Below are 26,155 nucleotides of genomic sequence, written 5' to 3'. Positions count from 1 at the left end.
TAGGGTTCGCCGGCCTTTGGTGCCGGTCGTACTTCAATGATGCGAAAACCATTTCGGGACGTTCGGCACATCATTGGGTACGTTCAGGCGATACACGGCCTCCTTTTCCCCTTAATCAGAACATCGATCCGTCCGGGTTAGCGAAACGTGTCGCTTCCGGAAAATCCATCGCTGCAAGGCAGTGGCTCATGCGTACGTGCTCAAAGCAAGTTTGCATGATGCGCCACGTCCTTAAATGTTAGCGAATGCTATCGAATCTGCTTGTATTTCTGAGCGCTTAATGTCATCTCGCTAAATCAGGAATCAGCTTATTAGCTTTATTGGGGGGCTACATGACATTGTCGAGAAAGAACCTGCGCGGCGGGCGCATGACCAAGGTCGCGGGTAACGCAGCCAGCTACGCGCCGCGCGCAACCGCATCGGTGATAGCGCTCAGCATGCTGGCGCTTTCGTCAGGCGCAGCTTATTTTGGCACGGAGGCTTCGACTGCATTTGCGGCGAATGAGTGTGGCCCGGCGGGCGGTGCTAATGCGACAATTAATTGTACCGGCAACAAGCCAAACGGTATCACCTACAATAATCTGCAGGGCGCGACCGTTAATCTTAATTCCTCCAGTATGAACATCGGCGGCGGCGCGTTCAATTTTGGTGGTACAGGGATAACGCTCGCCTCGACCGGCGGCAATGCGCTGATCCTGAATGCCAACAGCTATGACACCATATATGGCCCTGTGAGAGTAAGCGGGGACGGAACGGTCGCCGCCAACTTTAGTGGTGGTGAGATAACCGACTCACTCTACGGAGGGGGCAGGATCGCGGTTACGCTTACGGCAGGCGGTGCTGCTGATTATAGTGGCGCGGTGACGCTTGACGGTACAACCGTCGATCTCGGCAACTTTCTGTCCTCCGGCGTCACTGCTGTCGGCATTGATGGCAATGCCGACGGTTCGGCCATGGAGGCCGTTATCACAGGCGGCTCTAGCATTGATCTTCAGAGCAACAATTCCTTTGGCGTGAGGTTGAGAGGCAGTGGGTCCGGAAATACCGGGACTGTTCTCGTGGACGGGAACAGCAGCATTGATGCCTATTTCAATTTGTCGGTTAACAGCACGGTAACGGCTATCAGCGTCGAAACTTCCGGCGCTTCGAGCATGGGTTATGTGTCCTTGTCCGGCGATTCTGATATCAGCGCATCCGCTACCAATTCGGGCTTGAGTTCGCTGTCGAGGGGCGTCTTTAATAGGGCCGGTGACGGCGGCGTCAATACCATTGTCGACGACGCAACACTTTCGTCTACCGCGACATCTCTGTTGACCTCGACGGCTCTTGGAATTGACAACCAGAGCACTGGCGGAACGGCTGAAGCCAGCGTGAAGGGCGCGGGTTCTGTTTCCGCGACGGCCAACAGTTTGGTATCGATTGGCACGGACCAGGCTTCCGCAACGGCGATCCGGAACGTTTCCGATACCCAGAATGCGACCGTCTTTGTCGCCGAAGACGGAACCGTGACTTCCGAGGCCACGATTACCTTTGGCAACGCGGTCGCCACCGGCGTCTTCAACACTGCCGGCCTCAATGCGGCTGTTGTTCTGGAAGAAGGCGCAATTACCGCGACGGCAAGCGCGACCGATCTGGGTGCCGCCACAGTCTCCGGTGTCATCAATACCGGCGGCCCTGAGGCAACGACTGTTCTGGACGAAAGCGGGATTACCGCGACGGCAAGTGGAACCGGCGTTGTGCAAGCCACAGCGGTTGACAACACCGCTACCACGGGACGCGCCGGCGTCGGTGCTGATGCCGGCACGATTATGGCCTCCGCCACCAGCACCAGCAGCTATGCGGTCTCAACCGCCATCGAAAACCGGGCCGAAACCGAAGCGCGGATCCGCATTCGCGGCGGCAGCGTCATCACCAGCAGGGCGACGGGCGCGGCGAGCGCCGGTCTTGGCGGGTTTGCGGCCAGTTCGACCGGCGTGCTCAACGCTTCGACGGCGGGCGATGCCTCCACCGTCATCGACGAGATGTCGAGCGTTGCCGCCGGGGCGTTCAGCACCTCGCAGAACACCAACGCTCTTGCGGTCAACACCTTCACGTCGCTTGGAGAGGCGCGCACCGCGCTGGACAACGGATCGACTGCGGTTGCCCTGGCTGAAAGCGAGCTTGATGCCACGGCGCTTGCGGTTCGCAACTTTTCCTACGATGGCGCTGGCCGGGTCGAACTTGACAATGGCAGCACGATCACTGCCACGGCGGACAGCGTTGCCGGCAGCGCCACGGCGACCGGGATCATGGCCGTCGCGGTCGGCGACGACGCCATTGTTCGCCTGCTGGGTGCAAGCAAGGTTTCCGTCGACGTCAGCGGCAGCGATGTTTACGCCTATGGCATCATGAACACCCTGAGCGGGGCCGGCACGGCCGGTGTTGAAATCGATGCGGGCAGCGTGGTCGATGTCGGAACCGTCGATGAGGCGGGAACGATCGCCTACGTGACCGGCGTCAGCAACGCTGCCAAGGACCCGCTTGGCGCGGCTTACGCTTCGATCAAGGGTCTGGTTTCGGGTACGGCTGAGGCCTCAGGCGCTTCCGAAGTCTTTGGCGTCGTCAACGCTGCCGCGGGCGGCGAGGCCGTGATCGAACTTTCGGAATCGGCAGAAGTGACCGCGGAAGGCACGAGCGAGAATGACATCGCCACGGCAGTCGCGATAGAAAACACCAACACCGCCGGCCTGGCCAAGGGCGTGGTCGCGGGCGCCGGCAGGGTCACCGCTTATGCCGAGGGCTCGCTTGATACCAATGCGACCGGGTTCAGCAATGTCTCGGGTTCCGGCTTTGCGGGCCTTGCCCTTGCTGAGGCGGGCAGCGTCAGTGCAACCGCGATCAGCGGTACGGCATCTGCCGAGGCAAGGGCACTCAACAACTTTGCCAATGACGGCGACGCTTTTGTCGAACTGCTCGATGCCAGCCTCGCTTCGGCCGAGGCCAAGGGCCAAATTGCCACGGCGCGCACCGTGGCCAACGAAGTGCATGGCGCTGGCGAAGCCTTTCTTGATCTTGGTGTCGGCAGCACGCTGCTTGCAAAGGCAACGGCAAGCGATGAGGCGAGAGCGGTGGCTGCGACCAACTTCGCCCACAGCGCCGGCGGCTCGGCAACCGCCATGCTGGGCGGCCTGATTTCCGTCGGCGCCGACGGCACCGGTGATGTTATTGCCGGCGGCGTCTGGAACAGTTCCCGCTTCGGCGACGCCGACATGATCGTGTTGGGGACGGGCGACGTCAAGGTCGGTATTATCGGAGCTCTCGATGCCTCTGCCACCGGGCTGCGCAACATGACCGAAGAGGGCAGGGCGCAACTGCTCGTGGAGGAGGGCGCTTCGATCAGTGCGATCTCCGCTGCGCGTTTCTATTCGGCAGCGAGCGGCATGGAAAACGTTGCCACGGGCGATGGACGTGCCCACTCCATCCTCGGCGGTCTCGCTTCGGCTATGGCAGCCAGCTTCAGCGACGATGCGGACGCAACCGGCCTCAGCACTGATACCTACGGTGCTGGCGATGCTGTCACAGACCTTAGGTCAACGGCTTCGGTCAATACGACGGTGGGGGCAGACAATGGACGTGCAAGCTCGATCGGGGTGGCCAGCACCGCCCTTGGCACTGGCAATGCCTACACCACATCCGAAGCCGGCTCCTATATCCAGACGATCGCAGAAGGCGGTACTGATGCCGCAGCCATCGGCCTCGGCGCGATCTCGCAAGGCGGCAATGCGACCCTCGTGACCGCGGGCGATATCGTGCTCGATGCAACCGCATCCGGGGAGGTCTTCGCGGCCGCAGCTCTCGCTCGGGTCAACAATGGCGGCAAGGCCAACCTGACGATGAACGGCGGTTCGATAACCGCGACCGCTTCGGCTTCCGGCGCGGCTGTCGGCCTCGGAAGCTACACCAGCGGGGCGGGCGCAACCTACGCCGTCAACGCGCTTGGCGGTTCGGTGGCGGCCGATATCGGCATCAAGACCGAGTCCGAAGCCGGCCAGACCGGCACGGTGGTGATCGGCTCCGATGCCGCGATCACGGCTTCCGGCGGTCATGACGGCATGGCGCTTGTCGATCTGGACGGCGAGGTCACCGTGACCACGACCGGTACGGTTGTCGGCACGGCCTGGCTTGGTGCTGGCGATGACAGCTTCAACCTTGCCGGCGGTTCCTGGACCGGCGATATCCAGGGCGAAGACGGCAATGATGCCTTCAACTGGACCGGCGGCGCGCTCAACAGCGGCTTCTACGGTGGCGCCGGCAACGATACGGCCTATCTCGGCGGCGGCGCGGTCTATGACGGCACCGAGGTGTTTGATGGCGGCGCCGGCGTCGATGCGCTGACCTTTAACGGCGTTTCGGCGACGACGGCGGGTTCGCTGATCGCCAACTGGGAGAGCTTCAGCCTCGACAACACCATGCTGACGCTGACCGGCGGGGCGATCACCGTCGGTTCGACCGCGGACGCATCGCAGGGGATCTACCTCAATAATTCCACGCTCCAGGTCAATGAGAGCACAGCCTTTAACGGCAACATGTTCCTGAATCCCGGCTCGACGCTGTCGTCGGTTAACGGGGCTACGGGCGATGCCATGACGGTGACGGGCAACCTCACCGGCGGCGGTACGCTGGCGATCGATGTCGATCTTGCCAATGCGGTCGGCGATTCGCTCACGGTCAATGGCGCCAATCTCGGCGGCGTCACCACGCTGTCGCTGAACGAGCTGTCGACGGGCTATGCCTCGGGCAAGGCAATCGAGATCATCACGCTTGACGGCGGCGAGCAGGGCAACTTCGTGCTGCCCGGCTACAATGTCTCGGGTGCCTATGCCTACGCGCTGTCCGAGGTCGGCAATCAGTACTTCCTGACCGGCGATTTCTCCAACGCCACGCCGGTCTACGAGGTTCTGCCCGAGCTGATGCTCACGCTGAACCGGCCCGACTCGCTGCAGGATCGCGTCGGCGAGCGCTACTGGAACCTCGGGGACGTGTCCGATCCGGGCTATGTCTGGGCCGATTTCACCGGCGGTCGCGAGCATTACGACGGCACCGAAGGCACGCTGAACGCCTCCTACAATGCCGATATCTACCGGCTTCGCATGGGCGTCGACGCGCAGTTCGGCGAGACGGAAAGCGGCTTCGCAGTGGGCGGCCTGGTGTTCCAGTACGCCAACGCATCGGCCGATGTCAGCTCCCGCGTCGGCGGCGGCGATGTCGTCAGCCAGCTCTTCGGCATGGGCGCCACGATGACCTGGTACGGCAATAACGGCTTCTATGTCGACGGTCAGGCCTTCGGCAATGTCATCAACAATGAAATCACGATCGCCGGCACGCCGACGCTCGGCATGCAGCAGTCCTACGGCTATTCGCTGTCGGCTGAGACCGGTTACCGCTTCGATGTGGCGCCGGGCTGGGCGCTGACCCCGCAGGCGCAGCTCACCTGGGGCTCAGTCAACTTCGATGATTTCACCGGCGTCTACAATGAAGACGTATCGCTGGTGAACGGCGACAGCCTTGCCGCGCGCATGGGTCTGCAGACCGATTACCGCACCGACTGGACCACCGCTACGGGTGAAGCCCGCAGCGCGTCGTTCCACGGCATCGCCAATGTGTATTACGACTTCACTAACGACCCGAGCGAGGTCCGGGTCTCGGGCGTCAACATGTCGACCGACGATGGCGACTGGACCGGCGAGATCGGCATTGGCGGCAGCTATACCTGGCTGAACGGCAAGCTCGGCATCAATGGCGACGTAACGGCCTCGACCGGGCTGGAAAACTTCGGCGACAGCTACGGCCTCACCGGCAAGGTCCGCTTCCAGATGCAGTGGTAAGCAGCCGACCGTTACCAAAACAAAACCCCCGGAACCGCGCGGTTCCGGGGGTTTTTCGTTTTTCTCGATGAGAAACTTTCACGCCGGCTCAGTTGTCGTCCATGCAGCCGAACATGTCGAAGCCGAGAATGCTGTCGTCGCACTCGGGCGGGCCGGGTTTACACGACAGCGTCGGGCAGGCATTGGTGTCCTTGGTCGGGACAACGCGCTGGACCGCATGGCCCTGTTCCGCGAAGCAGATGGTGGGGCTGTCGACATAGCGGTCATAGAGGATACGGCCATTGCCGTTCGGCGAGGGATAGCGCAGGATTGCGGCTCCCTGCTGGCGCAGGATAGACTGAACCTGATTGCAGGTCATGTCCTGAATGTCGTATCGGTTGATCGGCTCCTGCGCGCCCGCCGCCCCGACTGAGGCCAGAACCATGCCGGCCGCGATGAAAGTTTTCATGTTCTCCAAACCCGCAAGGGCCTCCCTGATTGTCTTGATAACCCGCATCTAGAGGAATTGTTTCATCATGGTACAACTTAAAATGGACGATTCAATTATTATCGATGTCCTGAAATCCGTGCGCCGCATCGCCCTCGTCGGCGCGTCCCCCAAACCGGAACGCCCAAGCCATCGGGTGATGGGGTTTTTGATGTCGAAGGGCTATGAGGTCGTGCCGGTCAATCCGGGACTGGCGGGCAAGACGATCCATGGCCAGCCCGTCTATGGCAGCCTCGCGGATATTCCGGGTGCCATCGACATGGTTGATATCTTCCGCGCCTCGGCTTTCGTCCGCGGCGTTGTGGATGAGGCGCTGACGCTCTCGCCGCTGCCGCGCGTGATCTGGATGCAGCTCGATATCCGTGACGATGCCGCTGCCGAGCGGGCGCGCGCCCGTGGCCTCACCGTGATCATGGATCGATGCCCGGCGATCGAATATCCGCGCCTGATCGGCGCCTGAGGATCAGCCCTCCGCGCGCAACATGTCCGGTTCCGCGCGCATCTCGTTCAGCAAGGCTTCGTTTTCGCAATAATCGCGGAAGTTTTCGGCAGCGATGTTGCTGGCGAGATCGGCGCGGCAGCGCTCCTTGTCGCGGCAGCCGGCGCAATTGGCTTCCATGCCGTAATAGAGGCGGCGATATTGGAACTCCGCCTCGACCGGGTCTATGTTGAGCGCCTTCATCATCTCGGTCATTTCCGCAGCGTCACGCGGCTCGGCGAAGGCGAATTGCGCCGTGGAGATCGCCGGGAAGATCGGATTTGCGCGATGCCGCCGGTGCGCGCCACGATCGGTTCCCGCAAGGCCTTCAATCAAAAAATCCATTGCTGTTCTCCGCGTTGTCGACAGCGATACTGACACCTGTATAAAAGACAGCATTGATCCCGATCAAAAAGCCGGAGGGGTGCTTTCGGCCGGGGCACAACACAGGGAAGGAACTGATCATGGAAAACCGCGAACCGGGATTTTCGACGCTTTCGATCCATGCGGGCGCGGCGCCCGACAGCGCAACGAATGCGCGGGCGACGCCGATCTACCAGACGACCTCGTTCGTCTTCAATGATTCCGATCACGCCGCAGCGCTCTTCGGGCTCCGGGAATTCGGCAATATCTATACCCGCATCATGAACCCGACCACGGCGGTGCTGGAAGAGCGCGTGGCAGCGCTTGAAGGCGGTTCGGCCGCGCTTGCGGTGGCCTCGGGCCACGCCGCCCAGCTCCTGACCTTCCACATGCTGATGCAGCCCGGCGACAATTTCGTCGCGGCGCGTCGTCTCTATGGCGGCTCGATCAACCAGTTCGGCCATTCCTTCGAGAATTTCGGCTGGCAGGTGCGCTGGGCTGATTCCGGCGATCTCGACAGCTTCGCATCCCAGATCGACGATCGCACCAAGGCGATCTTCATCGAAAGCCTCGCCAATCCGGGCGGCACCTTTGTCGATATCGAGGCGATTGCCAAGGTTGCGCACGACCATGGCCTGCCGCTGATCGTCGACAATACCATGGCGACGCCCTATCTCGTGCGCCCGCTCGCCCATGGCGCCGATATCGTCGTGCACTCGCTGACCAAGTTCCTCGGCGGCCACGGCAATTCCATGGGCGGCATTCTGGTCGATGGCGGCACGTTCGACTGGTCGAAATCCGGCAAGTATCCGATGCTGTCGGAGCCGCGCAGCGAATATGGCGGGCTGGTGATCCACGAAGCCTTCGGCAACCTTGCCTTCGCGCTTGGCGCCCGGGTGCTGAGCCTGCGCGACCTCGGTCCCGCGATCTCGCCGTTCAACGCCTTCATGATCGCGACCGGCATCGAGACCCTGCCGCTGCGCATGCAGCGCCATTGCGACAATGCGCTCGCCGTCGCCAAATGGCTGAAGCAGTCGGACAAGGTGTCCTGGGTCAGCTATTGCGGGCTGGAGGACGATCCCAATCACGAACTTCAGCAGCGTTACGCGCCGAAGGGGGCGGGGGCGGTCTTCACCTTTGGGCTGAAGGGCGGCTACGAGGCCGGCAAGACATTCGTCGGCGGGCTCGAACTGTTCTCGCATCTGGCCAATATCGGCGACACCAAATCACTGGTTATCCACCCTGCATCCACAACCCATGCACAGCTTACGCCGGAGCAGCAGGTTGCCGCCGGCGCGGGTCCGGATGTGGTGCGCCTGTCGATCGGCATCGAGGACGTCAATGATATCATGGCCGATCTTGAGCAGGCTCTGAGCAAGATCTGAGTCGATTGCGTAACGGGCGGCGCTGAGCCGCCGCCCGTTGCGAGGCCCGAATGTGAAAGAGGCCTGCCGCCGCTAAACGGCGAGAGCGACCTCACGATCGGTTGATTGTGCGGGATGGGGCGTGGGGCCGTCATAGAAGACGATCCGATTGCGTCCGTCGCCCTTGGCCTGGTAGAGCGCGCGGTCGGCCTCGGTCAGCATGGATTCGATATTGCCGATGCGGCCGCGCATCAGCGTGACGCCGATGCTGACGGTCATCTTCAACTCCTGGCCATCCTCGTGAAACGTGGTGGCTTCCAGCGTCGATCTGATCCGCTCCGCGATCTGGCCGGCGGTGTTTCGATCGGTCACCCGCGTGAAGATCGCGAACTCCTCCCCACCCGTCCGGCCGAATATGTCCCTTTCACGCAGGCATTGGCGCACCACGTGCGTGAAGTTTACCAGGGCCCTGTCGCCCGCATTGTGGCCGTATACGTCGTTGATGCTCTTGAAATCATCGAGATCGAGAGAGAAAAACGCGAACTGGTCCGTCTTGGCGGAGCGCTGGGACATCTTCTCGATTTCATCGACGACGCCGCGCCGGTTCAAGACGCTGGTGAGCGGATCGCTGAAGGCGAGGCCGCGCAGGTCGCTTTCCAGCTTTTCGACCGTCAGCCAGACCGCGAGGAACCCCTTGAGCGAGAACAGGACAAATCCGGTTATGAGCGCGATCGACGTGGTGGCGCTACCAAGCGAGGGCGCTGTCTGCTGCAGGTTGTAGGCGCTGAGCAGCGCAAGGCAGATGAGGGCCTCGACGACGAAGATCGCCATCAGCGACTGGCGAAACGGCCCCTTGAGCGCGTGCAGGTTCCTCGCCATGAAATAGAAGCCGTAAATCGCGACCGCGAAGGCCGCGATGTAGAAACTGGCGACATTGGCAACGCTATCAAATCCCGCAATTCTGCTGACGACAACGGCGGCGAACCAGAGCCCGACGATCACCGAGGTGAAGGCCGCGGGCCGGTCTTCCCCGCAAAGGCTGAGAAGCCCCGCAGTCGAAAGCGCGCGGGCGCCGATGAGGCCTGTGAACGCTATCATTCCGATCAGACGCAACTCGTCGCGGCCGGCCACCGTCAGGAGGGCGAGGCCGATCCCCTGGGCGAGCAGAGCGAATACCCAGTAAAGCACATATACGCGAGTCCGATTCCGCAGCCAGAGAGGAAGCAGAAAGGCGGCCAGAAGCAAGCTGTCCGCTGACCAGGCTATGACTGCGGTCAGGTTATAGGGCAAATCGAAATCCCGAATATCTGCAATGCGGGCCCTGAGCATAACGAGGGTGCAACCCATCCTCCAGATACGCCCCGACCCATTTTTGGTGCTAAACGATTTAATACGTGAGTTTGTGAAGTTTTACACAATTGAAACGGGAACAAAAGAACCTTCTTCGCCGGAAATCGTCTCGCGCCAGACGCAAACCATCTCTTGAAGTGACAAGGTGTGGCACTCTATGTAGGGGAAGACGAAAAGATTCGAATGAGACCGGCGACGATCAGCGCCCGAAGGAAAGCCATGACAAATCCCGTAGACACCGCGATGGCCCTCGTACCCATGGTCGTGGAGCAGACCAATCGCGGCGAACGATCCTATGACATCTATTCGCGCCTCTTGAAGGAGCGGATCATCTTCCTCACCGGCCCGGTCGAGGACCATCTGGCGTCGCTCATCTGCGCGCAGCTTCTGTTCCTCGAAGCAGAGAACCCGAAGAAGGAAATCGCGCTTTACATCAACTCGCCGGGCGGCGTGGTCACGGCTGGCATGGCGATCTACGACACCATGCAGTTCATCCGTCCGGCCGTGTCGACGCTTTGCATCGGTCAGGCCGCGTCCATGGGCTCGCTGCTGCTGGCCGCCGGCGAAAAGGGCATGCGCTTTGCCACGCCGAATGCGCGCATCATGGTTCATCAGCCCTCTGGCGGTTTTCAGGGCCAGGCGTCCGACATCGAGCGCCATGCCCGCGACATCATCAAGATGAAGCGCAAGCTCAACGAGGTTTATGTCCGCCACTGCGGAAAGACCTACGAGGAAGTTGAAACCACGCTCGATCGTGACCATTTCATGGATGCCGGCGAGGCGCAGGACTGGGGTCTGATCGACAAGGTCATGACCTCGCGCAGCGAAATCGAAGGCGCGAACTGAGCATCGGCGCCGTTCGATCGATATTTTCGGACGGATGGCCGCCTTTGGCGGGCCGGGCGATGTCGCACAGTTGCAATCGCGATATGCAAATCGCGCCGGTCGACGCTTTTGGGGTTTTATCCGCCGTTGAAGCCGTTAATAGTATGGCAAACCGAAGCTGTTACGACAACGTAGTGCGTAACAGGGTCGGGCTTGACGGCATGGCCTGGAAGCGGGCATGACCCGTCGTGTTGTTGCCCTTTTGTTTTGCGAGCGTTCTTCAGGGCGGCAGAAAGCGAATATGATAGTGGCCGTTCAAGGCGGGCGGCTTACTGGAAGGAAGTGATAATGAGCAAAGTCGGCGGTAACAATGGCGGTGACTCGAAGAACACGCTCTATTGTTCCTTTTGCGGAAAGAGTCAGCACGAAGTCCGTAAGCTGATCGCTGGCCCGACGGTTTTCATCTGCGATGAATGCGTCGAGCTTTGCATGGACATCATCCGCGAGGAAAACAAGACCTCGATGGTGAAGTCCAGCGATGGCGTGCCCACGCCGCAGGAGATCATGGAGGTTCTGGACGAGTATGTCATCGGACAGGGCCATGCCAAGCGCATTCTGTCGGTGGCGGTTCACAACCACTACAAGCGGCTCGCGCACGCCTCCAAGGGCGGCGGCGAGATCGAGCTTTCGAAGTCCAACATCCTGCTGGTCGGCCCAACCGGCTGCGGCAAGACCTATCTTGCCCAGACGCTCGCCCGCATCATCGACGTACCGTTCACCATGGCCGATGCGACGACGCTGACGGAGGCGGGCTATGTCGGTGAGGATGTCGAGAACATCATCCTGAAACTGCTGCAGTCTGCCGATTACAATGTCGAGCGCGCCCAGCGCGGCATCGTCTATATCGACGAGGTCGACAAGATTTCGCGCAAGTCCGACAACCCGTCGATTACGCGCGATGTGTCGGGCGAGGGCGTTCAGCAGGCGTTATTGAAGATCATGGAGGGCACGGTTGCCTCCGTGCCGCCGCAGGGCGGGCGCAAGCATCCGCAGCAGGAATTCCTGCAGGTCGACACCACCAACATCCTGTTCCTGTGCGGCGGCGCGTTCGCTGGCCTCGACAAGGTGATCTCGGCGCGCGGCGAGCGCACCTCGATCGGCTTCGGCGCCTCGGTGAAGGCTGCCGACGACCGTCGCGTTGGCGATGTGTTGCGCGAGCTGGAGCCGGAAGACCTGGTCAAGTTCGGGCTGATACCCGAATTCATCGGCCGTCTGCCGGTGATCGCGACGCTGGAAGACCTCGATGAGGCGGCGCTGATGCAGATTCTGACCGAGCCGAAGAATGCTCTGGTCAAGCAGTATCAGCGGCTGTTCGAAATGGAGGATGTCGAACTGACATTCCACGAGGATGCGCTGCTCGCCATTGCGCGCCGCGCGATCGAACGCAAGACCGGCGCCCGCGGCCTGCGCTCGATCATGGAGAAGATCCTGCTCGACACGATGTTCGAACTGCCTGCCATGAAGGGCGTTCGCGAAGTCGTGATCTCGGACGAGGTGGTGGAAGGGACGGCGCAGCCGCTCTACATCTACGAGAATCGCTCGGGCGACAAGGCCAATGCCTCGGCCTGAGGCGGGCGCTTTTTGACTATATCTGTCGCGGGCAGGGCGGTTTCATCGTCCTGCCCGCGTCGTTTCGGGGCGCATCCGGCACGAAACGGCGCGGATTGCCGGTTTGTTCCGCCGAATTCGCGGTACAGCTTGAAATCGATCTTTCAAAGCGCCACTTGTTCCGCAACAATCGAGAAGAAATCAACGGGTTGCTCCCAACAGCCCGTCAATACTGCCCGGTCTTCCGCCGGGCGGTCGGAAAGGAAAAAGACATGACGCAGAACGCGCCAGCAGCGGAAGCCGCCGCTTTCCCCGTGTTGCCCTTGCGTGACATCGTGGTTTTCCCCCACATGATCGTTCCGCTGTTCGTCGGCCGCGAGAAATCCATTCGCGCGCTGGAAGAAGTGATGAACGCCGATCGCCAGATCATGCTCGTCACCCAGATCAATGCCGCCGACGACGATCCGGAACCCGATGCGCTCTATCGCATCGGCACCATCGCCAATGTCCTGCAATTGCTGAAACTGCCCGACGGAACCGTCAAGGTTCTGGTCGAAGGCAAGTCGCGTGCGCAGATCGACGATATCCGTCTGGAGAACGACTTCTACGAAGCCAATGCCAGCGTGCTGGCCGAGCCGGAAGAAGACGCGGTCGAGATCGAGGCGCTGTCGCGCTCGGTGGTGTCTGAGTTCGAGAACTATGTGAAGCTGAACAAGAAGGTTTCGCCCGAGGTTGTCGGCGCCGCCGGCCAGATCGAGGACTACTCGAAGCTTGCTGATACGGTGGCCTCGCATCTCGCGATCAAGCTGACCGAGAAGCAGGAAATGCTGGAAACCACCAGCGTCAAGAGCCGTCTGGAAAAGGCGCTCGGCTTCATGGAAGGCGAGATCTCGGTTCTTCAGGTCGAAAAGCGCATCCGCACCCGCGTCAAGCGGCAGATGGAGAAGACCCAGCGCGAGTATTATCTGAATGAGCAGATGAAGGCCATTCAGAAGGAACTCGGCGAGGGCGAGGACGGCCGCGACGAAATGGCCGAGCTCGAAGAGCGCATCAAGAAGACCAAGCTCTCCAAGGAAGCCCGTGAAAAGGCCGACGCGGAGATGAAGAAGCTGCGCAATATGAGCCCGATGTCGGCCGAATCGACCGTTGTCCGCAACTATCTCGACTGGCTGACGGGTCTGCCCTGGAACTCGAAGTCGAAGATCAAGCGTGATCTGAAGCACGCCGAGAAGGTGCTGGAGGAAGATCACTTCGGTCTGGAAAAGGTCAAGGAACGCGTGGTCGAGTATCTTGCCGTGCAGGCGCGCGCCAAGAAGCTCAAGGGCCCGATCCTGTGCCTCGTCGGTCCGCCCGGCGTGGGCAAGACCTCGCTCGCCCAGTCGATCGCCAAGGCGACCGGCCGCGAATATGTCCGCATGGCGCTTGGCGGCGTGCGTGACGAGGCCGAGATCCGTGGTCACCGCCGGACCTATATCGGTTCGATGCCCGGCAAGATCGTGCAGTCGATGAAGAAGGTCGGCAAGAGCAATCCGCTCTTCCTGCTCGACGAGATCGACAAGATGGGCGCCGATTTCCGCGGCGATCCGTCATCGGCCCTGCTTGAGGTGCTGGATCCGGAACAGAACGCGACGTTCATGGACCACTATCTCGAGGTCGAATATGATCTGTCGAATGTGATGTTCATCACCACGGCGAATACGCTCGATATTCCGGGCCCGCTGATGGACCGTATGGAGATCATCCGCATCGCCGGCTACACCGAGGACGAGAAGCTGGAAATCGCCAAGCGGCACCTTCTGCCGAAGGCGATCCGCGAGCATGCGTTGAAGCCCGAGGAGTTCTCGGTCGATGACGGCGCGCTGACCCGCACGATCCAGCAGTACACCCGCGAGGCGGGCGTGCGCAGCCTTGAGCGCGAACTGATGAAGCTCGCCCGCAAGGCCGTGACCGAAATCGTCAAGGGCGACAAGACCGAGGTTCACGTCACCGCCGACAATCTGCCCGACTATCTCGGCGTCCAGCGCTATCGCCACGGCGAGGCGGAAGGCGACGATCAGGTCGGCGTTGTTACCGGTCTGGCGTGGACGGAAGTCGGCGGCGAACTGCTGACGATCGAGGGCGTGATGATGCCCGGCAAGGGCCGCATGACGGTCACCGGCAACCTGCGCGACGTGATGAAGGAATCGATTTCGGCAGCGGCATCCTATGTCCGCTCGCGCGCCGTCGATTTCGGAATCAAGCCGCCTATGTTCGACAAGAACGACATTCACGTTCACGTTCCGGAAGGCGCCACGCCCAAGGACGGTCCGTCGGCGGGCGTCGCCATGGCGACAGCCATCGTCTCGGTCATGACCGGTATTCCGATCCACAAGAATGTCGCGATGACGGGCGAGATCACGCTGCGCGGTCGGGTTCTGCCGATCGGCGGTCTGAAGGAGAAGCTGCTTGCGGCGCTGCGCGCCGGCATCACCAAGGTGCTGATCCCGGAAGAGAACGCCAAGGACCTGCCGGACATTCCGGACAACGTCAAGAACGGTCTCGAAATCGTGCCGGTATCGCGCATGGGCGAGGTGCTTGAGCATGCGTTGCTGGAGATGCCGAAGCCCATCGAATGGGATCCGGAAGCCGATCCGGTCGCGATTTCGAGCGATGAATCGGAAGGCGACTCGGTCAAATCCGTGGCCCATTGAGGTCGAACAATTGCCACTTTTCACGGGCTCCTGTGGAAAAGGGGCGCAGGAGGCCGGTTTTCAACCGGCCTTTTGCGTGCAAAATGCCCCAAACCCCTTGCAATTCCCTGCCACGCAAGGCTTTTGAATTGCAGCGGGCTTTGGTGGAGTGTAACTAAACCCCTGAGACAAGACCTCGTTTCGAACCATTTGAGAAAGGGTGGAAACATGAACAAGAGTGAACTCGTAGCATCCGTAGCTGAAAAGGCCGGCCTGTCGAAGACCGACGCGGCTTCCGCTGTTGACGCTGTATTCGACGCCGTTCAGGGCGAACTGAAGAATGGCGGCGAAGTCCGTCTCGCCGGCTTCGGCGCCTTCACGGTATCCCACAGCGCCGCGCGCAAGGGCCGCAACCCGTCGACCGGCGCCGAAGTTGATATCCCGGCGCGCAACGTTCCGAAGTTCACGGCCGGCAAGGGCCTCAAGGAAGCTTGCAACTCCTGATCTCGCTGATTGGCGAAAAACCCGGAGCCTCGCGTTCCGGGTTTTTTTATGCCTATATAAGTTAGCGTAAACTTACATAAATCGGCGGCACTTCTTGCCGATTGAACCGGCCCGGTCTCGCTTGCTTGAAAATTTCGCGTTGCGCTTCATATCATGAGGTGATGCCGTTCATGACCCGGCTGCGGGCCTGGACGGGTAACGGGAAACGTTTTTCATGCTATGCTAAAATGTCATAGAGGATTTGCCGGTATCAGGACGAGCGCCCTTGAATAGCCACCTGAAGCCCAATGCGGAGGAGAAGCGCCTCGCGGCGCTGCGGAAGCTCGAGGTGATCGATACGCAGCCGGAGGCGGAGTTCGATGCGCTCGCCAAGGCGGCGGCACTGGTTTGCGGCACGCCGGTTTCGCTTATCTCGCTGATCGACAGGGATCGCCAGTGGTTCAAGGCCAATGTCGGTCTCGAAGGACTGGTCGAAACCGAGCGGCGCCTTTCGTTCTGCACCCACGCGATCGAGGGCGAGGGGCTTCTCGAAGTTGGCGATGCCCGCAAGGATGAGCGCTTTGCCGCGAATCCCTTCGTTACGGGAGATCCCGGAATCCGCTTTTACGCCGGCGTGCCGCTGAAGCTTTCTGGCGGCGAGAATGTCGGATCCCTCTGCGTTATCGATATGGAAGCGCGCAGCCTTTCGGATGAACAGCGGCAGATTCTGAGCCATCTTGCCGAAGCGACGGCCAGGGCGCTGGAGATGCGCCGGGCTTTCCTGCACGAAAATGAACTGCTGGCCGCCGCCGCCGAAACCCAGTCTATCCTGCAAAACAGCGAGGATGCGATCGTCACCATGGATATGGGCGGCCGGATCACGCAGTGGAACAGGGCCGCCGAGCGTATGTTCGGTTATGCGGCTGATGAGGCCCTGGGCGCTTCGGCCGGCATCATGTTCGGCGACGATACCGCCGCCTATGACCCGTATTCACGGCTGATGGAAGTCGGCAACGCCCGCACGATCCGCACGGAGCGCAGGCACAGGGATGGATCGACCATTCCGGTCTCCGTGTCGATCGGTCCGGTGGTTTCCGAGGACGGCGATATCGTCGGCGCCACCGAAATTATCCGCGATATTTCCGATATCCTGGCGACGCAGAACGAGCTTTCGCAGGCGGAGCAGCGGCTGCGCCGGCTCTATCGGGCCACGCCGGCCATGCTTCACGCGCTCGATCCCGACGGACGGCTCTTGAGCGTCAGCGACCGCTGGCTGGAGGAGATGGGTTATCTCCGGGAGGATGTGATCGGCCGGCCTCTCGCGAGCTTCATGCCGGAGCCCTCGGCACGACGCTTCCGCGCTGAACTGCAATCGGCGCTTGCGAGCGATGGACATTACGAGGATGTCGAGGCGCAGATGACCACCCGTTCCGGCGCGGTGATCGACGTACTGCTTTCGGCCGTGATCGAACGCGGCGGTTCAGGAGAGGTGCTGCGGTCAATCGGGATTGTCGAGAACGTTACCTATCGCCGGCAGATCGAAATGGCGCTGCGCGCCGAACGGCGCAGGCTCGGCCAGATCATCGCGGGCACCAACGCGGGCACATGGGAGTGGAACGTCGCCACCGGCGAGAATCGGGTGAATGAGGAATGGGCGGCCATGCTGGGCTACACGCTGAAGGAGCTCGCGCCGGTCACCATCGACGCCTTCCGCGACCGGATTCATCCCGATGACCGGCCGCTGCTCGACGCTCGGATTGACGCGCATTTCAGCGGGGAGACCGATAATTACGAAGCCGAGCTGCGCGTGCGCCACAAACAGGGGCACTGGGTATGGATCGCCACGCGCGGGCGCGTGCTTGCGCGCCTGAGCGATGGCCGCCCGGAGTGGATGTTTGGCATTCACGTCGACATCACGGTCCAGAAGCGCAGGGAAGAGGAACTCCGCCTGAGCAAGGAGCTTCTCGACCGTACGGGCCAAGTGGCTGGCGTTGGCGGCTGGGAACTGGACCTGCTCGAAGGCAGGTTGCGCTGGTCGAAAGAGACATGTCGGATTCACGACCTTGAACCGGGTTATGAACCCGAGCTTGAGACAGCGATTGATTTCTATGCGCCGGATTCGCGGCCAATCATCCTCGCAGCAGTTGAAAAGTGCATTGCGACAGGCGAGGGGTGGGACCTGGAGCTGCAGCTTGTTACCGCCAAGGGCCGTCTGCTCTGGGTCCGCGCCGTCGGCTCGGCAGAATTTGTGGACGGCAAGGCGGTGCGGCTGGTCGGCACGTTTCAGGATATCAGCGAGACGGTGGCCCAGCGCAAGGCGCTTGAAGACGTCAACCGGCTGTTTTCGGTGGCGACGGAAACCGGGCGGATCGGCATATGGGACGCCGACCTCGTTACCGGCAAGACCAACTACTCCGATATCTGGTGCGAACTGATCGGCTATACCCGCGAGGAAGTAACCGACAGCGGAACCGCCTGGCAATCCTTCATCCATCCCGACGATATGGAGCGCGCACTGGCGGCGGATGCCGCCCATGTTCGCGGCGAGGCGCCGATCTTCGAGGAACAGTTCCGCATGCGCCACAAGGATGGCCGATGGATATGGATACTCGACCGTGGGCTGGTCACCGAACGGGACGAGGACGGCCGGCCGCTGCGGATGATCGGCACTCATACCGATATCACCCGGCAGAAGGAGCAGGAGGCCGATCGGCTCCTGAACGCGGAGCGTATGGCGATCGCCGCCGAGAATGGCGGCATCGGCATATGGGAGATAGACCTCTCCACCAATGAGGCGAGCTGGGATGCCGGCATGTACCGCCTTTATGGTTTGCCGCCGGATACCGCTACGCCGCTCGCCGATCTCTGGCGGCGCTACACGCTTGAAGAGGATGTTGCCCGCCTGGTGGAGGCGGTCAGACGCGCCATCGATAATGACGATCAGTTGGACGAGGAATACCGGATAATCTGGGCGGATGGCTCGCTCCATCATCTGCGCGCTTCGGCGCGGCTGGTGCGCGGTGTTGACGGCGGACCGGATCGGTTCATCGGCGTCACATGGGAAGTCACCGAGGAACGGCAGCTCGGGCTTGAGCTTGCGGAGCAGCACGAACTGATGCGGGTCACGCTGGATTCGATCGGGGACGCGGTGATCACGGCGGATGCGGATGGCATGATCCGGTGGCTGAACCCGATCGCCGAGCGGATGACCGGATGGTCCGCCGCCGATGCGGAGGGCGAACCGTCGCATCACGTTTTCCGCGTGATCCGGGAAGACAGTCGCGAACCGGCAATGGATCCGATCCGCACCTGCCTGGAGTTGCGTCAGGTGGTCGGACTGTCGGAGGATACGGTTCTGATTTCACGCGACGGCCGGGAGTTCGCGATCGAGGATTCCTGCGCGCCGATCAGGAACGGCGACGGTGAGATCCTGGGGGCCGTACTGGTGTTTCACGATGTCAGCGAGCAAAGGCGTCTGGCGCGTGAGATGTCTTATCGCGCAAGCCATGATCAGCTCACCGGTCTTATCAACCGGTCGGAATTCGAGCGGCGAATGCACAAGACCCTCGAGGCGGCCCGCGCCGGCGGACCCGACTCGGCCCTGCTTTTCATCGACCTCGACCGGTTCAAGATCGTCAATGACAGTTGCGGCCATGCCGTGGGCGACGAGCTGCTGATCAAGATCAGCAGACTGATACAGGGCGTGATCCGCGCGAATGACGCGCTTGCGCGTCTTGGAGGCGACGAGTTCGCCGCGATCCTCGAAAACTGTCCCATCGATATCGCCCATGGCATTGCGCAGAAGATCTGCGATGCGGTTGCCGATTTCGTTCTGGTGCATGAAGGCAAGCATTACCGGATCGGCGCCAGTATCGGCCTTGCCGCGATCGACGCAGATGCGCCGAGCGTTGCGACGATCCTGCAGGAGGCGGATGCCGCCTGTTATGCGGCCAAGGAGGAAGGTCGCAACCGGGTCCACGTCTGGAGGGACTATGATGAGGCCGTAAAGTCGCTGGTCGGTCAGAGAAGCTGGGTCACGCGCATAGAGCAGGCGCTGGAGGAGGATGGTTTCGTGCTCTACGCCCAGAAGATCGTCCCCTTCGCCGGGACGGGTGGCAAGACCCATGTCGAACTTCTGTTGCGCATGATCGGCGACAACGGCGAGGTTATTCCGCCAAACGCGTTTCTGCCGGCCTCCGAGCGCTTCAATCTCGCGACCCGGATTGATCGCTGGGTGCTTGCCCATGCGCTGGAATGGATGGAGATGGCCGGCGCCGGACCGCAAAGCGTCGTGTCGGTGAATGTCTCGGGCCAGTCGGTCGGCGACCGCGGCTTCCACCGGTTTGCCCTGGAATTGCTTGATGCGGCAAGCGAGCCGGTGCGCCGCAGCCTGTGCCTGGAAATAACCGAGACGTCCGTGATCTCCAACATGGCCGAGGCCATGGAGTTCATTCGGGCGCTGCGCGAACGCGGCGTGATGATCGCGCTTGATGATTTCGGCGCCGGCTCCTCGTCTTTCAGCTATCTCAAAAGATTTTCCATCGATTTTCTCAAGATCGACGGCCAGTTTACCCAGGGGTTGCTGACCCATCCCGTCGACGAAGCGACGATCCGGTGCTTCGTCGAGATGGCCCGGGTGCTGCGCATCCAGACCGTCGCCGAATATGTCTCCGACGACAAGATCGCCGCGCGACTGAGGGATATGGGCGTCGATCTGGCGCAGGGCTATGCCTACCACCATCCGGAACCGGCGGCCGGGATCAAGCTATAAGCGCGCGCCGGGCTTCAGGATTGCGGCGTTGAAGCTCCTCGGGATCATCAGGGTAGACTGCGGGGTTATTGCATATGGTCTGGCAGCTTGCTCCCGATACTCTCTCCCGCTGGCGGGAGAGATGCCCCGAAAGGGGCAGTGAGGGTGGCGCGGCATTTCAAATTGCAAGCACGGTCGCGTTGATATTCCCCCCTCACTGTCGCTTTCGCGACATCTCTCCCCTCCGGGGCGCGAAGATTGGGGGGCTATGCGACAAAATCATGAGCGATAATCCTGCGGTAAGCAGGCAGTGTGTCAGGTCATGAAAACGCTTGACCGCGGCTGAATTTTGCTGCACTAGGTACCGTACCGTACGTTACCTATTGGAGAAAGAGAGCCGTTCCGTGGTCGAGGACAGCGACATCGATGCCCATTTTTCGCCCCGCCAGCAGGCGGTGCTCGAGCAGGCGCTGCGGCTTCTGGTCGAAGGCGGCGAGAAATCCGTGACGACGGCGGGTATCGCGCGCGCGGCAAGCTGCTCGAAGGAAAGCCTCTACAAGTGGTTCGGCGATCGTGACGGTCTGCTGGCGGCGATGGTCGCCTATCAGGCCAGCAAGGTGCGTACCTTTGAAAGCGCCGGCCATCGCCTTGATAGCGACGAACTCAAGCGGCATCTCCAGACATTCGGACAGGACCTGCTGGAAGTGCTTTCCGGCGATGTGTCGCTGGCGCTGAACCGGCTGGCGATCGGCCGCGTGACTCGGGATGGACAAAAGCTCGGCCGCATGCTTCTGGAGCGGGGCAGGGCACAGATCGACCAGCGCGCCCGCGCGCTGCTGGAAGACGGAAGACGCTCCGGTGTGCTGCTGTTCGACAATGGCGACGAGGCTTACCGCGTGCTCTACGGGCTGATCGTCGGCGATAGCCATGTGCGCCAGCTTCTGGGCGAGGCCGCCGACCGCGGCATGTTCCAGCGGCGCGCCGAGCGCGCTGTAGACCGTTTCTGGCTGCTTTATGCGGCCAAATGAATTGACGCCGCCTTGGGGCGGTTGATCAAAAGACAGGTTGTCAAGGGAAGGAAAGACAATGCGTGTTTACTACGATCAGGATGCTGATCTCAATCTCGTCAAGGGCCGCAAGGTCGCGATCATCGGTTATGGTTCGCAGGGCCGCGCCCATGCGCTGAACCTGAAGGACAGCGGCGCCGAAAACGTCGCCATCGCCCTTCGCAAGGGTTCCGCCACCGCCAAGAAGGCCGAAGCCGATGGCTTCGAGGTCAAGACCGTCGCCGAGGCTGCCGCCTGGGCCGACCTGATGATGATGGCGACGCCCGACGAGCTGCAGGCCGGCATCTACAACAGCGAGATCGCCCCCAACATCCGCGACGGCGCGGCGATCGCATTTGCCCACGGCCTCAACGTTCACTTCGGCCTGATCGAGCCCAAGAAGACCGTCGACGTCATCATGATCGCGCCGAAGGGCCCCGGCCACACCGTGCGCGGCGAATACCAGAAGGGCGGCGGCGTACCCTGCCTCGTTGCCGTTCACCAGGATGCGTCCGGCAACGCGCTTGACGTTGCGCTGTCCTACGCTTCCGGCGTTGGCGGCGGCCGTTCGGGCATCATCGAGACCACCTTCCAGGAAGAGTGCGAAACCGACCTGTTCGGCGAGCAGGTCGTTCTGTGCGGCGGTCTGGTCGAGCTCATCCGCGCCGGTTTCGAAACCCTGGTCGAGGGCGGCTACGCCCCGGAAATGGCCTATTTCGAGTGCCTGCACGAGGTGAAGCTGATTGTCGACCTGATCTATGAAGGCGGCATCGCCAACATGAACTACTCGATTTCCAACACGGCCGAGTGGGGCGAGTACGTCACCGGTCCGCGGATCATCACCGAAGAGACCAAGGCCGAGATGAAGCGCGTTCTGAAGGACATCCAGACCGGCCGCTTCACCAGCGAATGGATGCAGGAATGGCATTCGGGCGCCGCCCGCTTCAAGGCCACCCGCCGCGTCAACGATCACCACCAGATCGAGGAAGTCGGCGAAAAGCTGCGCGGCATGATGCCCTGGATCAAGAAGGGCGCGCTAGTGGACAAAGAGCGCAACTAAGTCTTTCGCTTGAGTGCGAATGAAGAAGCCGGAGGGCACCGCCCTCCGGCTTTTCGCGTTTTCAGGCCGTTCGGGCCTCGCTGAGGAAGCCGGCGACGGTGATCACCAGGAATATCACCATCGATAGCAGCGCGAGGAGGGCGCCGGCGACGGCCGGCGCTTCGCTGCCGCCGAGATTGGCGATCACGATGCCCGGGATCAGCAGGACGATCGACAGGATCGCCAGCGCTACCTGCCCGGTGGCAACCGGCCTGGAAGCGACCGCCGGATGGGTGTGGTAATAGAGCCCGTAGAGCGCCATCGAGACCCAGCCCAGCAGATTGAGATGCGCATGTGCCGGTGCAAGGCTGTGGTCGTGCGATGCGGCCATAACGATGCCCATCGTCATGCCCGTGACGCCCGCGAGCGCCGCGACCACGAAGCAGGAGGAGGCAAGGCGCTTCATGGCTGCGTTGCCGTTTCAGGCGGAAGAATGTGAATGCCGAATTGTTGCGCGGATTCCAGTATCCTTGGCATGTCCGGCGGCGCGATTTCCGGAAAAGTCTCGGACCCGGATGCAACCGGGTCGCCGACTGCGCGGAAGAAATCCTCATGCGGGCCGGCGGGGAGGTTGATGATGATCATCCGCGCCAGCGAAGAGCCGGTGTTTTGGAAGGCGTGGACGTCGCCAGGTCGCACATAGAGGAAATCGCCTTTTCGGCAGCGGCGCGCTTTTCCATTCAGGACAAATTCGACCTCGCCTTCCGTCACCAGGAAAGCTTCGCTGTCCTTCTGGTGATGCATCGGCGCGCCCGCGCCAGGCGCACTGAGACACTCGGCGACGGAAAACGTTCCGTCGGTGTCGCCGGCGCTGGCCCGGAAGGTGAGAAGGTTTCCGAGAAAGTGGACGGTGTCGGAGGGCGGTTTGTGGTTCAAGGTATCGTGTTGCATCTTTGTGCCTTTCTGTTTAATGATACGGTTGTACTGTAATGAGATGAGCGTCTCATAAAGGACTTGGAATGACGGGTCAAGAACAAAGTCGCGAGCGTATCAACCAGAAGAAGAGAACACGGGCCGAACTGCTGGAGGCCGCGAGAAGCCTTGCTGGCGAGGGGGTGACTATCACCATCCCGGAGGTTGCCGACCGGGCCAATATTTCGCGGGCCACGGCCTATCGTTACTTTTCGACGCCGGATGAGCTGCTGCAGGAAGTCGCGCTGGACGCCGTGGCGTTGGCGATCCGCATACCGGACGATCCCGCGCTCGACGTCACTGCCCGCCTCGAATCCGTCATCCGCCAGGTGCTGACGATGCTGGAGGAGAACGAGACGACCTTCCGTCAATTCCTCGCTGCCCGGATCGTCGAAAAAGGCGGGCGACGCGGGGCGCGCCGACTTGAGTGGCTCGGTGCGGCTCTGGCGCCCTTGTCGCGCACGATGCCGCGCCGGATGTACCTCAGGCTCATCAACGCGCTGGCATTGCTGACCGGCATGGAGACGATGGTGGTGATGAGGGATGTCTGCGGGCTGAAGCCGGACGAGAGCGAAGAGGTCATACTGTGGACCGCGCGCGCGATTCTCAATGCGGCACTCGCGGAGGCCGCGCGCCGTTGAGGCGGGCGTCCGACCGGCGTTTACGGCCTCCGGCTCTGTACCGGGCGAACCAGGCGGGGCTTGGCTGCCGCCGCGCGCTACACGCGGCTTATGACGCGCCGACGGCGTTACTCATCCCCGACCATGGTCGAAGATGCGGATCGGTGTTGACCTCCAAAACCTATAGGCTTCCATCCTTGGTGGCGTCTTTTTTGCAGCGGATAGGGGGAGGAATCGATGCATGTCTGTGGCTGCCAAAAATCTTGCCGGGATGATCCGGACACATGGAATCATACTCGGAACAGAGCGTTACGATGCCTGCCTGCGGTTCTATCGCGACGTTCTTGAACTGCTCGTCTGGTTCGAGAAGGAGCGGTTGTGCTGTCTGCATTTCGGCGACGGATACCTGATGATCGAAACCGGCGGGTTTGCCCGCGACACGCGCAAGCCCAACACCGAAAACCCGACCATGTTGCGCTTCAACGTCGAGGACGTTGAAGCGGCAGCAGATGTACTCGAAGCGCGTGGCATTGCCGTCGAGCGCAAGTCGTTCGATTGGGGCGTTGTCGCGACCTTCATTGATCCGGACGGCAATGCCTGCGAACTCAAGGACGCGGGGGATCCCTTTTTCTCGCGCCCGGAAATGTAAAGCCGCGGCATTGTGGCCGGGATCCTGACCGCGCGGCAAACGATCATAAAGTTGCCGCATTGGAGCCGGATGAGACCGATAATTACGCGTTGGTTCGGTATCATGTCGTTTTATTGCCGAAAAATAGGTCAGCATTATTGACTTAAATCGCGTGCTGTGTTGATCTTCCCGGCACAAAAAAGACGTTTGAGGAAACCCCCATGCTTGACTGGGAAGCGATTTACGCCACACGCGCCAAACGGATGGGCGCCTCCGAAATCCGCGAACTGCTGAAGCTGCTCGACCAGCCGGACATCATTTCATTCGCCGGCGGCATTCCCGATCCCGCGCTGTTTCCGGCGGCCGATTTTCAAAAGGCCTATTCCGATATTCTCGGCAGTTCGGAGGCCGGGCAGGCGCTGCAGTATTCCGTCAGCGAAGGCTATCCGCGCCTGCGCGAATGGATCGTGCAGCGCATGAACGCGCGCGGCATCAACGCCGATATCGGTAATATTTTCATCACCTCCGGCTCGCAGCAAGCGCTCGATTATCTCGGCAAGCTGATGCTGTCGCCGGGCGATACCGCGCTGGTGCAGTGGCCGACCTATCTGGGCGCGCTGCAGGCCTTCAATGCTTATGAGCCGCGCTATGACAGGCTCGACCTTTCGCGCAACACCGCGCCGGAAGATTATGCGAAGGCGGCGAGCGAGGCCGGAAGCCGGGTAAAATTCGCCTATCTCTCGGCCGATTTCGCCAACCCGACCGGCGAATGCCTGACGCCGATGGAGCGCGAGAAGCTGCTCGATCTTGCCGATGCGCTGGATATCGCTGTGATCGAGGACGCCGCCTATCGCGCGCTGCGCTTTGACGGCGAGCGACAGCAGACGCTGCTTGCGATGGATTGCGCGCGCTCCGGCGGCATCGAGAACACGCGCACGCTCTATTGCGGCAGCTTCTCGAAGACGCTGTCGCCGGGCCTGCGCGTTGGTTGGGTCTGCGCGGCACGGCCGGTCATCCGCCGGCTGGTGCTGGCAAAGCAGGCCGCCGACCTGCACTCGCCGACGATCAACCAGATGGCCGTCGCGCGCGTTGCCGAGGCCGGTTTCGACGCCCAGGCCGAAAAGATCATCGCCGTCTATCGCGAGCGTCGCGACGCCATGCTGGATGCGCTCGCCAGGCATATGCCCGATGGCGTGAGCTGGACCAAGCCGCAGGGCGGCATGTTCGTCTGGGTGACGCTGCCGGAGCATATCGACAGCGCCGCTCTGCTGAAGGAATCGCTCAAGGAGGCCAAGGTGGCCTTCGTGCCCGGCAATGCGTTCTACGCGGACGGCAGCGGCAAGAACCATCTGCGCCTGTCGTTCTCCTGCTCGGCGCCCGCGGCGATCGACGAGGGCATGCGCCGGCTCGGCGCGCTGATCGGTAGCGAACTCGCAGCCGCCGCCTGACAAGGGCAGCGGAAAAAAAATCAGACAGAAAGAGGCCCGGCGTTCGACGTCGGGCCTCTTTTCGTCGACAACCTTTCCCCATTCTCGGCGTCATCCTCGGCCTTGTTGTACGGCCTTGATACATACCTGACAGATGTTCGGAGACATGCCTGACACTTCTC

At 61.5% G+C, this 26,155-nt stretch carries 18 protein-coding genes; 13 read left to right on the top strand and 5 right to left on the bottom strand.

Going from position 1 to position 26,155, the window contains the following annotated elements; all coding sequences use genetic code 11:
• The first annotated feature begins 332 nt into the window (after positions 1 to 332).
• Complete coding sequence (locus V6767_RS00090; RefSeq protein WP_448471560.1) at positions 333 to 5,864, top strand: autotransporter outer membrane beta-barrel domain-containing protein; 5,532 nt, start codon at positions 333 to 335, stop codon at positions 5,862 to 5,864.
• Between the two features lie 88 nt (positions 5,865 to 5,952).
• Here the strand turns inward: V6767_RS00090 and V6767_RS00085 are convergent, their stop codons facing one another.
• Positions 5,953 to 6,312, bottom strand: a complete 360-nt coding sequence (locus V6767_RS00085; protein WP_448471559.1) for a hypothetical protein — start codon at positions 6,310 to 6,312, stop codon at positions 5,953 to 5,955.
• Between the two features lie 67 nt (positions 6,313 to 6,379).
• Here V6767_RS00085 and V6767_RS00080 point away from each other — a divergent pair, with 67 nt between their 5' ends.
• Positions 6,380 to 6,811 (top strand): CoA-binding protein, encoded by a 432-nt coding sequence (locus tag V6767_RS00080; RefSeq protein WP_448471558.1) that lies wholly within the window; start codon positions 6,380 to 6,382, stop codon positions 6,809 to 6,811.
• A 3-nt stretch (positions 6,812 to 6,814) separates the two neighbouring features.
• Here V6767_RS00080 and V6767_RS00075 read toward each other — a convergent pair whose 3' ends face one another.
• A complete protein-coding gene (locus V6767_RS00075; RefSeq protein ID WP_448471557.1) occupies positions 6,815 to 7,174 on the bottom strand; it encodes a DUF6455 family protein in 360 nt (119 codons plus the stop codon).
• A 119-nt stretch (positions 7,175 to 7,293) separates the two neighbouring features.
• On the opposite strand from V6767_RS00075, the gene V6767_RS00070 reads away from it, so the two are divergent.
• Entirely contained in the window at positions 7,294 to 8,577 is a 1,284-nt protein-coding gene (locus V6767_RS00070; protein WP_448471556.1) for an O-acetylhomoserine aminocarboxypropyltransferase, read from the top strand.
• 72 nt (positions 8,578 to 8,649) lie between these two features.
• Here V6767_RS00070 and V6767_RS00065 read toward each other — a convergent pair whose 3' ends face one another.
• Positions 8,650 to 9,744, bottom strand: coding sequence for a GGDEF domain-containing protein (locus V6767_RS00065; RefSeq protein WP_448471555.1), 1,095 nt, complete (start codon positions 9,742 to 9,744; stop codon positions 8,650 to 8,652).
• 381 nt (positions 9,745 to 10,125) lie between these two features.
• Between V6767_RS00065 and clpP the strand changes: the two genes are divergently transcribed.
• The 7 genes from clpP (at position 10,126) to ilvC (ending at position 22,347) form a co-directional block, all read left to right on the top strand.
• Positions 10,126 to 10,752 (top strand): ATP-dependent Clp endopeptidase proteolytic subunit ClpP, encoded by a 627-nt coding sequence (gene clpP / locus V6767_RS00060; RefSeq protein ID WP_448429307.1) that lies wholly within the window; start codon positions 10,126 to 10,128, stop codon positions 10,750 to 10,752.
• Positions 10,753 to 11,079: 327 nt separating this feature from the next.
• Entirely contained in the window at positions 11,080 to 12,360 is a 1,281-nt protein-coding gene (gene clpX, locus V6767_RS00055; protein ID WP_448429305.1) for an ATP-dependent Clp protease ATP-binding subunit ClpX, read from the top strand.
• A gap of 251 nt (positions 12,361 to 12,611) precedes the next feature.
• On the top strand, positions 12,612 to 15,029 hold the full coding sequence (lon, locus tag V6767_RS00050) for an endopeptidase La (RefSeq protein ID WP_448471554.1): 2,418 nt from the start codon (positions 12,612 to 12,614) through the stop codon (positions 15,027 to 15,029).
• 207 nt (positions 15,030 to 15,236) lie between these two features.
• Entirely contained in the window at positions 15,237 to 15,512 is a 276-nt protein-coding gene (locus V6767_RS00045) for an HU family DNA-binding protein (RefSeq protein WP_018066007.1), read from the top strand.
• A 265-nt stretch (positions 15,513 to 15,777) separates the two neighbouring features.
• The gene (locus V6767_RS00040; RefSeq protein WP_448471553.1) at positions 15,778 to 20,262 is read left to right on the top strand and encodes a PAS domain-containing protein; all 4,485 of its coding nucleotides are present in this window, start codon (positions 15,778 to 15,780) and stop codon (positions 20,260 to 20,262) included.
• Positions 20,263 to 20,645: 383 nt separating this feature from the next.
• Positions 20,646 to 21,269: a TetR/AcrR family transcriptional regulator gene (locus V6767_RS00035; protein ID WP_448429299.1), complete on the top strand. Its 624-nt coding sequence runs from the start codon at positions 20,646 to 20,648 to the stop codon at positions 21,267 to 21,269.
• A 58-nt stretch (positions 21,270 to 21,327) separates the two neighbouring features.
• On the top strand, positions 21,328 to 22,347 hold the full coding sequence (ilvC, locus tag V6767_RS00030) for a ketol-acid reductoisomerase (RefSeq protein ID WP_448471552.1): 1,020 nt from the start codon (positions 21,328 to 21,330) through the stop codon (positions 22,345 to 22,347).
• Positions 22,348 to 22,408: 61 nt separating this feature from the next.
• On the opposite strand, the gene V6767_RS00025 is transcribed toward ilvC, so the two are convergent.
• Both V6767_RS00025 and V6767_RS00020 read right to left on the bottom strand, forming a co-directional pair.
• A complete protein-coding gene (locus V6767_RS00025; protein ID WP_448471551.1) occupies positions 22,409 to 22,792 on the bottom strand; it encodes a hypothetical protein in 384 nt (127 codons plus the stop codon).
• Positions 22,789 to 23,130: a cupin domain-containing protein gene (locus V6767_RS00020; protein WP_448471845.1), complete on the bottom strand. Its 342-nt coding sequence runs from the start codon at positions 23,128 to 23,130 to the stop codon at positions 22,789 to 22,791. Before V6767_RS00020 ends, V6767_RS00025 begins: the two co-directional genes overlap by 4 nt.
• Positions 23,131 to 23,345: 215 nt before the next feature.
• On the opposite strand from V6767_RS00020, the gene V6767_RS00015 reads away from it, so the two are divergent.
• The 3 genes from V6767_RS00015 to V6767_RS00005 all read left to right on the top strand — a co-directional run bounded on the left by V6767_RS00015 (position 23,346) and on the right by V6767_RS00005 (position 25,994).
• Entirely contained in the window at positions 23,346 to 23,939 is a 594-nt protein-coding gene (locus V6767_RS00015) for a TetR/AcrR family transcriptional regulator (RefSeq protein WP_448471550.1), read from the top strand.
• 220 nt (positions 23,940 to 24,159) lie between these two features.
• Positions 24,160 to 24,567: a VOC family protein gene (locus tag V6767_RS00010; protein WP_448471549.1), complete on the top strand. Its 408-nt coding sequence runs from the start codon at positions 24,160 to 24,162 to the stop codon at positions 24,565 to 24,567.
• Positions 24,568 to 24,767: 200 nt separating this feature from the next.
• Complete coding sequence (locus V6767_RS00005) at positions 24,768 to 25,994, top strand: aminotransferase-like domain-containing protein (RefSeq protein WP_448471548.1); 1,227 nt, start codon at positions 24,768 to 24,770, stop codon at positions 25,992 to 25,994.
• Positions 25,995 to 26,155 lie beyond the last annotated feature (161 nt).

It is taken from the genome of Martelella sp. FLE1502, assembly GCF_053484255.1.
The sequence above is the reverse complement of the archived record's forward strand: the minus strand, read 5'-3'. Positions and strand labels throughout refer to the sequence as shown.